At 68.6% G+C, this 14,731-nt stretch carries 14 protein-coding genes and 1 pseudogene; 9 read left to right on the forward strand and 6 right to left on the reverse strand.

The window, feature by feature from the left end; translation table 11 throughout:
• The first annotated feature begins 22 nt into the window (after positions 1 to 22).
• The gene (locus MRBLWH13_RS01495) at positions 23 to 1,366 is read left to right on the forward strand and encodes a M20/M25/M40 family metallo-hydrolase (RefSeq protein WP_341956584.1); all 1,344 of its coding nucleotides are present in this window, start codon (positions 23 to 25) and stop codon (positions 1,364 to 1,366) included.
• A 58-nt stretch (positions 1,367 to 1,424) separates the two neighbouring features.
• Positions 1,425 to 2,879, forward strand: coding sequence for an MFS transporter (locus MRBLWH13_RS01500; RefSeq protein ID WP_341956585.1), 1,455 nt, complete (start codon positions 1,425 to 1,427; stop codon positions 2,877 to 2,879).
• 2 nt (positions 2,880 to 2,881) lie between these two features.
• On the opposite strand, the gene MRBLWH13_RS01505 is transcribed toward MRBLWH13_RS01500, so the two are convergent.
• Entirely contained in the window at positions 2,882 to 3,160 is a 279-nt protein-coding gene (locus MRBLWH13_RS01505; protein ID WP_341956586.1) for a hypothetical protein, read from the reverse strand.
• Positions 3,161 to 3,294: 134 nt separating this feature from the next.
• Positions 3,295 to 3,699: a VOC family protein gene (locus tag MRBLWH13_RS01510; RefSeq protein ID WP_341956587.1), complete on the reverse strand. Its 405-nt coding sequence runs from the start codon at positions 3,697 to 3,699 to the stop codon at positions 3,295 to 3,297.
• Positions 3,700 to 3,732: 33 nt separating this feature from the next.
• Between MRBLWH13_RS01510 and MRBLWH13_RS01515 the strand changes: the two are divergent.
• Positions 3,733 to 3,840, forward strand: a pseudogene (locus MRBLWH13_RS01515) (iron ABC transporter ATP-binding protein); the annotation flags it as partial.
• 38 nt (positions 3,841 to 3,878) lie between these two features.
• Here the strand turns inward: MRBLWH13_RS01515 and MRBLWH13_RS01520 are convergent.
• From MRBLWH13_RS01520 to MRBLWH13_RS01530, 3 genes are read right to left on the reverse strand one after another with little or no spacing between them, the layout of a single operon-like run.
• Positions 3,879 to 4,076, reverse strand: a complete 198-nt coding sequence (locus MRBLWH13_RS01520) for a hypothetical protein (RefSeq protein WP_056309485.1) — start codon at positions 4,074 to 4,076, stop codon at positions 3,879 to 3,881.
• Between the two features lie 38 nt (positions 4,077 to 4,114).
• Complete coding sequence (locus MRBLWH13_RS01525) at positions 4,115 to 5,074, reverse strand: DNA-3-methyladenine glycosylase 2 family protein (RefSeq protein WP_341956588.1); 960 nt, start codon at positions 5,072 to 5,074, stop codon at positions 4,115 to 4,117.
• A gap of 34 nt (positions 5,075 to 5,108) precedes the next feature.
• Positions 5,109 to 5,813, reverse strand: a complete 705-nt coding sequence (locus MRBLWH13_RS01530; protein ID WP_341956589.1) for a winged helix-turn-helix domain-containing protein — start codon at positions 5,811 to 5,813, stop codon at positions 5,109 to 5,111.
• Positions 5,814 to 6,212: 399 nt separating this feature from the next.
• On the opposite strand from MRBLWH13_RS01530, the gene MRBLWH13_RS01535 reads away from it, so the two are divergent.
• The 5 genes from MRBLWH13_RS01535 (at position 6,213) to MRBLWH13_RS01555 (ending at position 13,095) form a co-directional block, all read left to right on the forward strand.
• Positions 6,213 to 6,452: a GNAT family N-acetyltransferase gene (locus tag MRBLWH13_RS01535; protein WP_311244996.1), complete on the forward strand. Its 240-nt coding sequence runs from the start codon at positions 6,213 to 6,215 to the stop codon at positions 6,450 to 6,452.
• Positions 6,453 to 6,504: 52 nt separating this feature from the next.
• A complete protein-coding gene (locus MRBLWH13_RS01540; protein WP_341956590.1) occupies positions 6,505 to 6,972 on the forward strand; it encodes a DIP1984 family protein in 468 nt (155 codons plus the stop codon).
• A 325-nt stretch (positions 6,973 to 7,297) separates the two neighbouring features.
• Positions 7,298 to 8,743 (forward strand): MFS transporter, encoded by a 1,446-nt coding sequence (locus MRBLWH13_RS01545; RefSeq protein ID WP_341956591.1) that lies wholly within the window; start codon positions 7,298 to 7,300, stop codon positions 8,741 to 8,743.
• Between the two features lie 107 nt (positions 8,744 to 8,850).
• Positions 8,851 to 10,005 carry an exonuclease SbcCD subunit D gene (locus tag MRBLWH13_RS01550; protein ID WP_341956592.1) on the forward strand — a complete coding sequence of 385 codons (1,155 nt, stop codon included), beginning with the start codon at positions 8,851 to 8,853 and terminating at the stop codon, positions 10,003 to 10,005.
• A gap of 93 nt (positions 10,006 to 10,098) precedes the next feature.
• On the forward strand, positions 10,099 to 13,095 hold the full coding sequence (locus MRBLWH13_RS01555; RefSeq protein WP_341956593.1) for an SMC family ATPase: 2,997 nt from the start codon (positions 10,099 to 10,101) through the stop codon (positions 13,093 to 13,095).
• Between the two features lie 90 nt (positions 13,096 to 13,185).
• On the opposite strand, the gene MRBLWH13_RS01560 is transcribed toward MRBLWH13_RS01555, so the two are convergent.
• Positions 13,186 to 13,743: a nucleoside phosphorylase gene (locus tag MRBLWH13_RS01560; protein ID WP_341956594.1), complete on the reverse strand. Its 558-nt coding sequence runs from the start codon at positions 13,741 to 13,743 to the stop codon at positions 13,186 to 13,188.
• Between the two features lie 112 nt (positions 13,744 to 13,855).
• Here MRBLWH13_RS01560 and nadE point away from each other — a divergent pair, with 112 nt between their 5' ends.
• Positions 13,856 to 14,674, forward strand: a complete 819-nt coding sequence (nadE, locus tag MRBLWH13_RS01565) for an ammonia-dependent NAD(+) synthetase (RefSeq protein ID WP_341956595.1) — start codon at positions 13,856 to 13,858, stop codon at positions 14,672 to 14,674.
• Positions 14,675 to 14,731 lie beyond the last annotated feature (57 nt).

Genomic DNA, 14,731 nt, shown 5'->3' on the forward strand with positions numbered 1-14,731 from the left:
GACAGGGAGGCCCGGCGATACGATGGCCGACGTGACCGCACCTCGCCCGGGAATCGCCGAACGCCTCGCGCAGATGATCCAGTTGCCGACAGTCTCGGCCGAGCTCGAGGAGCGTGGATCCGGGCCGTTCGAGGACTTCGTCACGCTGATCGCCGACCTCTATCCGTTGGTCCACGAGAGGCTGACGCTCGAGCGGCACACCGACTTCGGACTGCTCTTCCGCTGGGCGGGCACTGGACCTCTCTCCGAGGAGCCCGTTGTGCTGATGGCACACTACGACGTGGTGCCGGTCGACGAGAGCGATGCCTGGACGCATCCGCCGTTCGCCGGTGTCATCGCCGACGGCATCGTCTACGGACGCGGAGCCCTCGATGACAAGGGTCCGCTGATCGTCGTGCTCGAAGCCGTCGAGAACCTGCTCGCCGACGGTTTCGCGCCCGCCCGCGACATCTACCTCTCCTTCGGCGGAAACGAGGAGACCTACGGCCGGGCGGCGGAGGAGATCGCACGTGTGCTCCGCGAGCGCGGCATCGTCCCGTGGCTGGTCGTCGATGAGGGAGGCGCGGTGGTCGACACACCACTGCCGTTCGTGCCCGGACGCGCGGCCATGATCGGCGTGGGGGAGAAGGGCGTCATGACGCTCACCCTGTCGGCGCGCGGTGAGGGCGGTCATGCCTCGGCGCCCCCGGCGCTCACCGCCGTGCGCCGAGTGGCGCGGGCCGTCGACCGACTCGGCCCCACCACGTTCCGCCCTCGGCCCTCGAAGGCCATCGGACGGATGCTGTCTCAGCTCGGCGCTCAGACCCCCGGACCCGCTCGGCATCTTCTCCGTCTGCTCGGATCCGCGCCGTTCCTCATCGGCCGGCTCTTCGCGGCGCTCGGCGGTGAGCCGGCCGCACTCGTGCGCACGACGGTGGCGCCCACGATGCAGTCGGGTGGAACGGCCGCGAACGTTCTGCCTTCTCAGGCCTCCGCGACCGTGAACCTGCGAATCGCGCTGGGCGAGACGACGCAGCAGGCCGTCCTCCGGGTGCGTCGGCGCATCCGCGATCCGCTGGTGGTGGTGAAGGTCGAGGAGGCGAGCGAGCCGTCGCCCGAGTCGGCGACCGACAACGCCCAGTTCGCACTGCTGGCCGACGCTCTCTCGGTGTCTCACCCGGGCGTTCCGGCCGTGCCGTACGTGATGATGGCGGCGACGGATTCGCGTCATTTCCACCGGTTCGCGCCCGCCGTCTACCGCTTCGCACCGCTCGACATGTCCAACGCGCAGCGGGCGTCGATCCACGGCGTCGACGAGAACGTCGAGATCGCTGCGCTCGAGCGGGGGGAGCGGTTCCATCGCGCTCTCATCGAGCGGCTAGTGTGATCTCACCCCTTCGAGGGCGTCTCGACGCCCGACTCAGCCCCTTCACCGAGGAGTCGCGATGACGCGCAGTCGGACTCTGGGAACCCTCGCCACCGTCGTCGGTTTCCTGGCCTTCGTCGAATTCACCAGCGGCGTCCTGCAGGGCTACTACACGCCCATGCTCACCGACATAGCGCGGCACCTCGGCATCCACGACGCCGATGTCAATTGGCTCGAGGGAACACAGCTCATGCTCTCGGCGCTCGTCGTGCCGGCTTTCGCGAAGCTCGGCGACATGGTCGGCCACAAGCGGATGCTGTTGATCTCGACCGCGCTGACCGCCGCGGCGGCGCTCGTCCTGCCGTTCACCGACTCGTTCCCCGTGTTCCTGATCGGCTGGACGCTGATGGGGTTCTACGTCGTATGGCTGCCACTCGAGATCGCCCTGATCTGGTCGCGCTCCCGTCGCATGGAGGGGCGCTCGTCGATCACCGCCAAGGCCGCAGGGCTTCTCGTCGCGGCACTCGAGGGTGGCGCGATCATCGGTGCGCTCGTCGGCGGAGCGCTCATCGACGTGCTGCCTCTGACGGTCGTGCTCCTGATTCCCGCCGTCCTGATCGTCGTCTGCTTCTTCGTGATCCTGTTCGGGGTGAAGGAGTCGCCAGACCCGACCGGCGGCGTGTTCGACACGGTCGGTGTGGTGCTGATCTCGATGGCGCTCATCTGCTTCACCGGTGGACTGAGCCTGCTGCGTCTCGAGGGCGGGCTGGTCAACCCGTGGTCGTGGGCCGTCGTCGTCCTCGGTCTCCTGCTCGTGATCCCGTTCGTGCTCTGGGAGCTCCGCTGCGACGACCCGGTCATCGATGTGCGCATGTTCCGCTCCCCGGCGCTCGGCCCGGTGTTCCTGACCGCCGGCCTTTTCGGTGTGAGCGTCTTGGGTGCCCAGGCACCGCTGTCGACCTTCGCTCGCACCGACCCCGGCGTGTACGGCTACGGACTCGGAACCACCGGTTTCGCGACCTCCCTGATCATCGGCCTGTACCTGATCGCGATGATCGCCGGTGCCCTTCTGTTCCCCGTGATCGCACGGCTCCTCACCCCGCGGATCACGCTCATGGGCGCATCCCTGCTCGTGGGCATCGGGTTCCTGCTGTTCCTGCCGTTCCACGACTCGTACCTGCAGGTCGTGACGAACATGGTCGTCGTCGGACTCGGATCCGGGGCGCTCGTCGCTGCGCTTCCGGCGGCAGCGGCCTCCGCCGCTCCCGCCACGCAGACGGGTGTCGCGACGGGACTGACGAACTCGGTCAAGACCGTGGGTGGGGCGATCGCCTCGTGCATCTTCGGCATCGCGCTGCTGAACGGCGTGAGCGGCGCGGTCGAGGGCACCGCCGGATCGTTCGCCGGGTACATCACCGTCTGGGTGGTCTGCGGTGTCACCGCACTCGTGGCGGCCGCGATCCTCGTGTTCGTCCCGAAAGAGGCCTTCACCGATCGGACGGATGCCGAGGCGGTCGCCGCCCCCGTGGTCTGACGTCAGTCGCGGTCGAGGCCGAACGAGCGCTTGACCACGGCCTGCATGTCGCGGTCGAGCCCGTCGATGCGGGCGTTCACGGTGTCGAAGCGGGCGTTCATCTCGTTGCGGAGTCCGCCGATCTGGGCATTCATCTCCCCGCGGAGCCCGCCGATCTCGCCGCGGAGTCCGCCGATCTCGGCGCGGACGACACGGATGAACAGGGTCGATACGACCGTCAGCAACCCGAGCATGAGCGCAGTGAACGAACCGATCATCGTCCAGATCTGAGCGTCGTTCATGAGGTGCACCGTGTCATCCTGGCATCGTTCCAGACGCGCATCGAGATCGACGTCGCTGTATACCGTCATCCCGTGGCACGGGGATATTTCGCGTTATGCGCCTGGTGTGCAGAAGGCATCCGACAGGCGAACCATCAGGAGGCGCGAGGCAGGTTGTGCATGAACTCGACGCGGACGCCGCTCGCGTCCTCGACGAACGAGGCGTAGTAGTTCTCGCTGAACCGCTCGAAGATCCTGGGTTCGCGCACCACAGTCCACCCCGCGGCGACGGCGACCGCGTGCAGACGGTCGACCTCGTCGCGGGAGTCGACCGCGAACGCGAGGTGCTGCCATCCGACGCGTCCGTGCACGTGCGGGCCGGTGTCCTCGTCCCGCGGGGCGAAGATGATGATTTCGGTCTCGTCGCCGTGGTGCCAGGAGATCCCGCCCTCGGCCTCGCTCCCGAACTCGTACCCGAGCGCCGTCAGTACCGGGTCGAACTGCGCCCGCCCTTGCTCGAGGTCGCCGACGGTGATACCCAGGTGATCGACAAGTGCCATGCGCCGAGTCTCGCAGATCGACCCCCGACGGCTCAGAGGACTCGGTGCGTCGCCATGGTGCTCGTGCAGGACACCGGGTTCGTCCTGCTCGACGAGCCCCTCGACGACCTCGACATGGAGCACGCGGTGCAGATGGTCGAGGGCCCTCCGGCCCACTGATCGTGTACTGCTGAGGTCGCTCAGAGCTCGATGCCGTGGTCCTCGTCGTTGACGCCTTCGTTGCGGCCCCGGCGGGATTCGTAGCCGATGAACCAGCCCAGCCAGACGATGGCCGCCAGGAGGATGCCGAGCCAGACGTTCTGGAAGATCAGGCCGATCACGACCCCGAGGATGAGGAGCCCGGCGGTGACGGAGAAGCGGAGCGCGGTGCGGGACATGGGTTCAGCCTAGAGGCGATCCTCGTCCGACGCGCGGGTCAGCGACCGCGGTGGTCTTCGGGGGACAGCCGGGGTCCGCGGCGGGGTTCGCTCACCCGGCTCGCGAAGATCAGTCGGATCACCCGTTGGCGGTGCCCGGCCCACGGTTCGAGGAGCTCGAGCATCCCGTCGTCGTCGGTGCGATGGCCGGTGAGCGCGTAGCCGACCTCGTGGGCGAGGTGGTAGTCGCCGACGCTCACCGCATCCGGGTCGCCGAGCGCGCGGATGCGGGTCTCCGCCGACGTCCACGGGCCGATCCCGGGGAAGCTCGTCAGCACGCGGTCGCGATCATCGCCGGTGGAGGCCGCCAGGAGGGCGCGGGAGATGCTCTCTGCACGCTCGGCCACTCGCACGATCGTCTTCGACTGCGGCGGCTGCACGGCGACGCGGTGCCAGTCCCAGGAGGGTATGCGACGCCACTGCTCCGCAGTCGGAGCGGTGTACATCGGTCTCGGCGTCGGCCCTGGTGCGCGCTCGCCGAATTTCGTGACGAGCAGACGCCAGGCGCGGAACGCCTCGAGCCCGGTGACCTTCTGCTCGATGATGGCGCAGGCGAGAGCATCGAAGACGACACCTGTGCGGGCCAGGCGCAATCCGCGCGTGCGGCGGGCCACCTCGGCGATGAACGGATGAGGGGACGGGTCGAAACCCGAAGGATCGTCGTCGGCGCCGCAGAGCGACGGCACGGTGTCGAGCGCGGGATCCGCTCCGGTGCCCCACGCGGTCGCCCTGATCTCGTCGCCGTGCACTCGGAGGGCGAGTGTCGCAGGCCCCAGCGGTGTGCGCAGTGTGCGCCAGATCACCGGGCCGTCGAAGACCATGGTCGGGTCGCCGGGGCCACGGCGAAGCATACCCACCGTGGCGCGCAGATCGACAGGCACGGCCGGACGGTACACAGTCGTCCGCGGCGGGCTCTGCGGTGCTGCGTCAGCGGCTCCGGCATCCGCGGTCAGGGTCATGCGCCCACCATACGTGGCGGGCCTGACACTCGGATCAGAAGCGGTCGGGTGAAGGGGTTCCGTGGCCGTAGCGGATGACGACGTCGGCGTGACGGTCGAAGCGGTAGCCGATTCCGCGGACAGTGCGGACGATGTCCTCGTAGCGGCCGAGCTTGGCGCGCAGTCGTCGCACGTGCACGTCGATGGTGCGCTCACCCGGGGTCTCGTCGTCCTGTGACTGCCACAGTGCGGAGACGAGCTCGCTCCGCTCGATCGTGCGTCCCTCGCGGAGCACCAGGTACTGCAGCAGCTCGAACTCCTTGTAGGTGAAGGCAGCGGACTCACCATCGATCAGCACCCGCTTGCGCGAGATGTCGACGACGACGCCGCCCTCTTCGTCGGTGGTCTCCTCCTCGGCCGCGGCCTTGGTGCGAGCGATCGCGCCGGGCTCGTGCAGCGCCAGACGGACGACATCGAGGTCGCGGCCGCCCGATCCGTGCGGGGCGAGGGCGACGGTGGCGTGCGTCTCGGCGCCGGGCGCGAGCTCGGCGAGGGTGCGGCGCAGGGCGTCGACGAGTAGCGGGAGGCTGACCCCTGCTTCGGCCGCCTTGATCTCGTCGAGACCGACGTAGAGGGCGAAACCGCGGGGCGAGCGGACTGCGGGAAGATCTGCGTCGAGCGGACCGGTCGTGGGCGCCGACGGAGCGGTGCGGACAGCGGCGGAGGCGGCGGGACGCTCGAGAAGTGCGATGTTCGACATGATGATGAAGTCCTCAGGACGTGAGCCGGGAGACGGGCTCTGATGCGTTGCATGAATGACCGGGCGAGCCGGAAGAGCGAGCAAAGGGTGGATGCTCGAAGACCTGTACCTCGCAGATCGCGAGAAGTCAGGTCAGACGGAGTGGCTGTTCGTTCAGCGACACATTCGGCAACACATGCCAACGCGACCGGGCATCATCATCCCGGCAGTCCTGTTCGCCTCCTGGGCGGACAAAGGGCTTGCGTTGGTAGTCATGGGGGGATTATGTCGGAAGAAGTCCGTGCGTGTCAAAACGGCCGTCGGTGGGGGAGTCGGGCGTAACGTGGTCGGGTGACCACCTCGACCCTCGCATCCGGCTTCATCCTCACCGACGAGAAGGACGCATCGCGGTACACGCTGATGCGCGACGGGCAGCTGGTGAGCGTGCTCGACTACCGAGACGACGGACACACGATCGCCCTCACGAGAGCGTTCACCATCCCGACTTTCCGCGGGAAGGGCTATGCGGGCACGGTCGTCGAGGGTGCCGTCGCCGACATCGAATCGCGGGGCGATCGCAAGGTCGACGCCGTGTGCTGGTACGTCTCCGACTGGTTCTCCGCGCACCCCGAGCACGCCTCTCTGCTGCGGTCGCGTTGAGGCCGGGCCGTGTGACGCTCTGTTACACGTCACGTCCCGACAGGATGAAGGAATGAAACTCGCAGAGGCCCTCACCGCCCGCGCCGATCTGCAGCGTCGCATCGAGCAGCTTCGCGCGCGCATCACGGCGAATGCCAGGTATCAGGAGGGGGAGGAGCCGGCAGAGGACGCAGCGGCCCTCCTTGTCGAGGCCGATGCCGCACTCGCGCAGCTGCGCGATCTGATCCGGCGGATCAACGCGACCAACTCCCGGCTCGACCTGGGTGCGGACGGAACGATGACGGATGCGCTCGCCGCCCGCGACGTGCTCCGTCTGCAGCACTCGCTGCTGGCGGATGCCGCCGCCGCGGCATCCGGGGCGAACGACCAGTTCCTCCGACAGATGAGATCTGAGCTGCGGCAGATCTCCGCGCTCCCCGTGGCTGCCCTGCGCTCGCGCGCGGACGCCGTCGCGCAGGACCTGCGCGAACTCGACAATCGGATCCAGCAGGCGAACTGGCTGCACGACCTGAAGGAGTAGCGAGCGGAAGTCGGTAGTCACGACGAGGCGGGCACACCCCCAGCCGGAGGGGCAATTCCGGCACATGTCGGGCGGAGGGCAGCCCAGATTCGCATCGCGCAGCCCCGCACCCCGCACATGTGACCGCGCATCGCGCATGTCGCATCACCACGTGCCGATCATCGTGACGAGGGTGGGTCAGGGGACCTTCCGCACTCGCATGACCCCACGTCGGGTAATATGGATCCTCTGCTCAGCCCCGTCGGCTGAGGTGGTCAGACGCTCTGAGCGCGCTGGTCCGAGGCTCGAAACCTCCGGCATCGTCCCCGACACCGGAGGTTCTTCCATGTCATCGTCCTTGCGCGCCCGCCCCCAGACCAAGTGGTGGGCGCTCGCCGTCATCTCTCTCACCCAGCTGATCGTCGTCCTCGACGGCACCATCGTCAGCATCGCCCTCCCGCGAGCCCAGGCCGATCTCGGCCTCAGCGACGGCCAGCGCCAGTGGGTCGTCACCGCCTACGCCCTCGCGTTCGGCGCGCTGCTGCTGCTCGGCGGTCGCATCGCCGACTATCTCGGCCGCAAGCGCACCTTCATGATCGGCATGGTCGGGTTCGGCGCGGCATCCCTCTTCGGCGGACTTGCACAGCAGGGATGGGAGCTCGTCCTCGCGCGCGGTCTGCAGGGCGTCTTCGCGGCACTCCTCGCCCCGGCGGCGCTCGCTCTGCTGACCGTCACCTTCCCGTCCGGACGCGAGCGCAACAAGGCGTTCGCGGTCTTCGGAACGGTCGCCGGAACCGGAGCTGCGATCGGCCTCCTGCTGGGCGGATTCCTCACCGAGTTCACCGACTGGCGCTGGTGTCTGCTGGTCAACCTCTTCTTCGTCGTCGTCGGTCTCGTCGGCGGCGCGCTCTTCCTCACCGAGAGCCGCGCCGAGGGCGACAACCGGTACGACGTCTGGGGTGCGATCACCGTGACCCTGGGTCTCGGAGCTCTCGTCTACGGATTCAGCCTCGCGGAGAACGGCTGGGGCGACCCTCTGACGATCACGTTCCTCGCGCTCGGAGTGGTGCTGCTCGGCGTGTTCGTGTGGATCGAGAGTCGGGTCGCGCAGCCGCTGCTGCCGCTGCGTGTGGTGGCGGACCGCGTGCGCGGCGGTGCGTTCCTGATCCAGGGAGTCGCAGGAGCGATCATGATCGGCGCGACGCTCTATCTGACCTTCCACCTCCAGTTCGTGCTCGGCATGGGTGCGCTCCCGGCGGGGGCCGCGACGCTTCCGCTCCCGATCGCCACGATGATCATCGCCCCCATCGCGACGAAGCTCCTCACCGTGATCGGCCCGCGTCCGATGCTCATCGTGGGTCCGTTGATCGCTGCGGCCGGCCTCTTCCTGCTGTCGGGAATCACCCCGGACGGGGCGTACATCGTGCAGATCGCCCCGGCGCTCGTGCTCCTCGGAGTCGGAATGGGCTTCGTCTTCATCCCGCTGCAGAACCTCGCGCTGACGGGGGTCGCCCCGCACGATGCGGGCGTCGCATCGGCCGTCGCCAACTCCTCGATGCAGATCGGCGGGTCGATCGGCCTGTCGGTGTTCACCGCGGTGTACGCGGCATCCGTCGGCGGCCGCCCGCAGGCGGAGCTCTCTGACTGGCAGCTCACCGACGCGTACGGCTGGATCTTCATCGTCGCGTCGATCCTCATGGTCGCAGCCGCCGTGATCGCCGCCGTCATGGTGCGCGGCACGAAGGACGAGCTGATGCCGACGCATCCGGGAATGGCGGTCGGCGCCCATTGATGCGCGCGGCGTCCGTTCCCCGCCGGATCCGATGAGATCGACGGTCAGGAACGGACGCCGCGGCACGCCTCGGACCGAATGTCGGTGGCTCTTCGTACCGTGTGAGTATGCGAATCCTGCACACCTCCGACTGGCACATCGGCCGCACCTTCCATGGCAACTCGACCATGGACGCGCTGGCCGAGGTGCTCGGAGCGCTGACTGTGCAGGTTCGGGAGAACGCAGTCGACGTCGTCATCGTCGCGGGTGACGTCTTCGATTCCGCGACTCCGGCGGGCGCCGCATACACACTGCTCGGCGATGCTCTGGTCGCGCTGCATGAGACGGGCGCCCGGGTGATCGTCACGAGCGGCAACCACGACTCCGCCGCTCGCCTCGGATTCCAAGCACGTCTGCTGCGCGACGGAATCCACGTTCTTACCGATCCCCTCGCGATCGGCACCCCGGTGACGCTCAAGGATGCGGACGGTCCGGTGCAGTTCTACGGCATCCCGTACCTCGAGCCGGCGATCGTCCGTCAACACTGGAGCGGCGTCGACCTGCGCACGCAGGCGCAGACCCTCGCTCACGCGATGGATCTGGTCCGCGCGGGCATGGCCGAGCACCCCGGTCGGTCGGTCGCGATCGCCCACTGCTTCTCGGCCGGAGTCGACGCCACGATCGGACTCGAACGCGAGGTTCGCCAGGGCGGTCTCGACGTCGTGCCGCTCTCCGTCTTCGACGGTCCCGACTACGTCGCGCTCGGCCACATCCACGGGCGCCAGCAGATCAGCGAGCGCGTGCGCTATTCGGGTGCTCCGCTGCACTACAGCTTCGGCGAGCAGAACAAGCCTCGAGGGTCGTGGTTGGTCGAACTCGATGCGACAGGGCTCGCATCGGTCGACTGGCTCGAGCTGCCGGTGCCGCGCCGCCTCGTCACGCTGACCGGCACCCTCGACGAGATCCTGTCAGCCGAGAACGTCGCCGCGCACGCCGACGACTGGGTGTGCGCTGTGTACACCGATGCGCTCGCTCAGACCGAGCCCATGCGCAGGCTACGCGAGCGGTACCCGCACTGCGCGATGGTGCAGCACCAGCCCTCCGAGACGTCCGAGGTGCTCGAGCGCTCGTACGTCGAGAGACTGCGCGGTGCCGTCACCGACCCCGAGCGCATCGAGGCCTTCCTCGAGCACGTGCGTTCGGGCCATGGCCCGACGGAGCGTGAGGGCGAGCTGATCCGCGAAGTCCTCGACGACCGTGTCCGCGCCGAAGCGCTCATCTAGTCTCTTGACGACTCGATCCCGCCCCGCGATGACTCGATCTCATCCGGTGTCGCGTCAACTCGACCATGCTCCGACAGCGAAGAAGGGGCTCTGATGCAGCTGCACCGACTCGAGGTCGAAGGATTCGGCCCGTTCCGCGAGCGGCAGACCGTCGACTTCGACGCGTTCGCCGACGACGGGATCTTCCTGATCGCCGGGCGCACGGGTGCGGGCAAGTCGAGCATCCTCGACGCCGTCTGCTTCGGTCTCTACGGCGGGGTCCCGCGGTACGAGGGCGGTGAGAAGCGGCTGCGCAGCGATCACTGCGAGCCCGACGACGTCACCGAGGTCGTGGTCGAGTTCAGTACGCCGGCCGGTCGATACCGCGTCAGACGGTCGCCCGATTACGAGCGCCCCAAGAAGCGTGGCGGCGGTATGACGATACAGTCGGCGGCTGTCCAGCTCGACACGATGGTCGGCGGCGAATGGATCGGTCTCGCTGCGAAGGAACGCGAGGCGGCGCACGAGCTCGACGAGATCCTGCAGCTCAGTCGCGAGCAGTTCCTGCAGGTCATCCTGCTCGCGCAGAACCGATTCTCGGAGTTCCTGCTCGCGGGCAGCAGAGAGCGGCAGGCGCTGTTGAGGCGGCTGTTCGGCACCGAGCGATTCGAAGACGTGCAGGCGCGGTTCGACGAGCGACGCAGGGCGGCGGAGCAGTCGCTGGGAGCGCGACTCGCCACGGTGTCGGCTCGCCTCGACGAAGCGCAGAGGCTGGTCGACAGCGCCGACCTCGGCCACGACAGCGAGGCCCAGACAGGCGAGAGGAGTGAGGCCGAAGATCAGCCCCTCGCGGCGACCACCGACGAACGCCTCGAGGGTCTGCGCCGTGCGAAGGCTCGTGCCGATTACCAGGCCGAGCGTCGTGCAGCGGAGCGGGCCGAGGCGGAGAAGCAGTCGGATGCCGCAGATGCCGCGCTCACGATCGTGCGCGATGAACAGCGGGCGCAGATCGAGCGGGATCGGGCGCGAGCGGCGCTCGATCGTCTCGAGGCCGAAGAACCCCTGATCGTGGACGCGCGCAGGGAACTGCGCGATGCCAGGGCGGCAGAGCTGCTGCGAGCTCCGATCGCCACCGCGGCGACCGCGGCCTCGGCCCTCGACGTGGCGACCGACGCCGAGACGCGAGCACGCGCGGCGTGGGCGGCGCGCGACATCGTCGTGGACGACCTTGCAGACTGGGTCGCCGAGCGCACCAGGCAGACCGGGGCGTGGCAGCGAGCGGCAGAGCTGGAACGGACAGCCTCGACGCTCGATGCCGAGCTCGCAACGGCCTCCGATGCCGTGGCAACGGTCGCAGAGCGCATCGAGGCGGCAGAGGCCGATAGGCGTGAGCTCCCCGCCCAGCTCGACCAGCTCACCGTCGCGCGTGACGCGGCCAGGCAGCTCGCTGATCGCGTGCAGGACCTCGCCGCCGCTCGAGACGCAGCCTCCGTGCGGCACGCGGCGGCGCTCGAGGCAGTGCGCCTCGGGGCAGCCCACGCCGACGCTGCCCGCGCACTCGCGGAGGCGAGCACGGCACTCGCCGGTGCACAGACCGCCCTCGCACAGCTCAGGCAGCGGCGACTCGACGGATTCGCGGGCGAGCTGGCGCGGTCGTTGAACGATGGCGAGGCATGTCCGGTGTGCGGATCGCACGAGCATCCGGCTCCTGCTGTGCACGCTGACCCGGTCTCGGCGGATGACGTCGACGAGGCCGAAGCCGCCCGCGATGTCCTCGCGCGACGTGAGCGGGAAGCTGCAGAGTCGGCTTCTTCGCTTCGCGCCGACCTTGCCGCTGCGACAACCCGCGCCGACGGTCGAGATGTCGATGCGGCCGTCGCAGAGCTGACCGACGCGACCACCGCGCACGCGCAGAGCACGGAGGCGTCAGAGCGACAGGCGGCGATCGAACAGCAGCGTGACGCCCTGATCGAACGAATTCGGCGTCTCGACGGCGACCGCGAACGCGATGCAGCCGCGCTGGCCGCGGCGCGAGAAGAGCACGCGCTCGTGTCTCAGCGGATCGACGAGACACGAAAGACGATCGCCGAAGCGCGAGGGCCATACGGCTCTGTGTCCGACCGGCTCACGGCGGTTCTCGCCGAGGTGCAGGATGCTCAGGCGCTGATCGAGGCGGCCTCCGAACGAGCGCGCAGAAGCGAGGCGGCGGCAGCTGCGCAGACCGAGCTGGATGCGGCGCTCGAAGCATCCGAATTCGACGGAGTCGCGGCGGTCGAGCTGGCGCTCCGCTCTGCAGCCGCGCAGACGGCGCTCGAGATCCGCGTCACGGAGCACACGGTCCAGAAGGAGAAGGAGCGCGCGATCCTCCTGCCGCTCGAACTGCGCACGCTTCCGGAAGAGACGATCGATCTCGGCCCCGCGGAGCTGGCGTCGCTCACCGCCCGGCAGCGCTGGTCCGCCGCGGTCGATGAGGCAGGGCGTGCGACCGGTGTGGCCGAGCAACTGAGTGCGATCATCGAGGCCGCGGCCGCAGAGCATGCGCGCACCGCAGCCGAAGCGGCCGACTACGAGGTGCTCCGCAGCCTCGCCGACACCATCGCCGGGCGAGGGGCGAACACTCGCAAGATGACGCTCGAGACGTTCGTCCTGGCCGCCGAGCTCGAAGAGATCGTCGATGCGGCCAATCGCCGGCTCGGCGACATGTCGACGGGGCGCTACCAACTGCGCCACTCCGACGCACTCGCCGCCCGCGGAGCAGCATCGGGCCTGGGAATCGTCGTGTTCGACGCCTTCACCGGACAGACTCGCCCTGCGCAGTCGCTGTCAGGAGGAGAGACGTTCCTGAGCTCGCTCGCCCTCGCGCTCGGCCTCGCCGAGGTCGTCACTGCGCGCGCGGGCGGCATCCGCCTCGACACCCTGTTCATCGATGAGGGATTCGGATCCCTCGATGCAGACACCCTCGACGTGGCCATGCGCACGCTCGACGAGCTCAGACAGGGCGGGCGCACCGTGGGTGTGATCAGCCATGTAGAGGCGATGCAGGAGCAGATTCCTGCTCAGCTCCGCGTGCGCGCGACTCCGGAAGGGCCGAGCGTCATCGAAGCTCGCTGAGACTCCCGCCGTATGTTCGCCGCTCCGCCGACGACAGAGTGCGTGGGAATGACAGAGTGCGTTGGCACGACAGCGCCCCGGAGGCCGTTCTCAGACGCCGTACTCCCGACGGATCACGTCGCGCAGCTGCACGCTGCACCGTGCGATCGCCTCGCGGAAGTCGACGAGCGCGCCGTCCTCGGCCCGGTCCGAGATCGCGCGGAACGCGCGGATCGGCACTCCGAACTGCTGCGCGACCCAGATGTACGCGTAGGTCTCCATGTCGACCAGACCGGCACCCGAGGGGCGGATGACGGCGGTGATGCCGGCATCTCCGACGAAGCTGTCGCCGGTCGCGATCAGCACGCCCTCGCGGCCGGTGGACACGCGCGCGGGGAGCGACACGTGCTGCCCTGCGACGCCGTCGAGGTCGAACACATCGTGCTGCAGCGCGCTGCCGATCTCGTGCACGGTCGCGTCGAGGTCAGGGTCGATGCCGCCGGCGGTCCCGACGACCACCACCTCGGAGTACTCCTTGGCGTCGAGCGCGCGGGTGAGGGCGAACACCGCCTGCATCTTGCCCTCGCCGGTGACGAGCTGGTCGAATCCCTCGAGCTCGTCCGGGAACGCTGCGAGTTCGGATGCCATGGCTGCGACGAGAAGTTTCACCCCGCCATCCTGCCAGGTGGATCCATCGCCGCGAAGCCGAGCGCGTGCGACCGACGTCATCTCGATGTAACACTGGGGGAGGATACTGGCGTCGGGTAGACCGGAGGAAGACATGACACTGCAACAGCAGATCTCTGAAGCGCTCGGTGTGAAGCCCGAGATCGACCCAGAGGTCGAGGTGGAGCGCCGCGTGGGCTTCCTCGTCGACTACCTGCGCGTCACCGGTGCGAAGGGCTTCGTGCTCGGCATCTCGGGCGGCCAGGACTCGACCCTCGCCGGCCGTCTGGCGCAGCTCGCGGTCGAGCGCGTGCGCGCCGAAGGCGGAGAAGCGAAGTTCCTTGCGGTTCGCCTGCCGTATCGCGTGCAGAAGGACGCCGCCGACGCCGAAGCGGCGCTCGAGTTCATCGCACCGGACTCCTCGGTCGAGGTGAACATCCAGAACGGCGTCGACGGAGTCGAGGAGGACATCGAGTTCGCCGTCACGAGCGACATCAGCGATTTCAACCGCGGCAACATCAAGGCACGCGTGCGCATGGTGACGCAGTACGCGCTGGCGGGGCACGACGGTCTGCTCGTGATCGGCACCGACCATGCGGCTGAGGCCGTGACGGGCTTCTACACGAAGTTCGGCGACGGCGCCGCAGACATCCTTCCGCTGTCGGGTCTCAGCAAACGGCAGGGGCGGTCGCTGCTCCTGCTGCTCGGCGCGCCCGATCGGCTCGCCTACAAGGTGCCTACCGCCGACCTGCTCGACGGTCAGCCGGGGCGTGCCGACGAAGACGAGCTCGGCCTGACATACGAGCAGATCGACGACTTCCTCGAAGGGCGCGAGGTCGATCCCGACGTCGCGGGGCGCATCGAATCGCGCTACCTCGCCACACAGCACAAGCGGAACCTCCCGGTCACCCCCGGCGACACCTGGTGGCGCTGACACGAGCCCATCGTGATCCCGTGTCGGATGCCGCGGCTAGTGTCGAAGCATCCGAGA

This window comes from Microbacterium sp. LWH13-1.2 (genome assembly GCF_038397735.1).
In the GTDB taxonomy this organism is placed as follows: domain Bacteria; phylum Actinomycetota; class Actinomycetes; order Actinomycetales; family Microbacteriaceae; genus Microbacterium.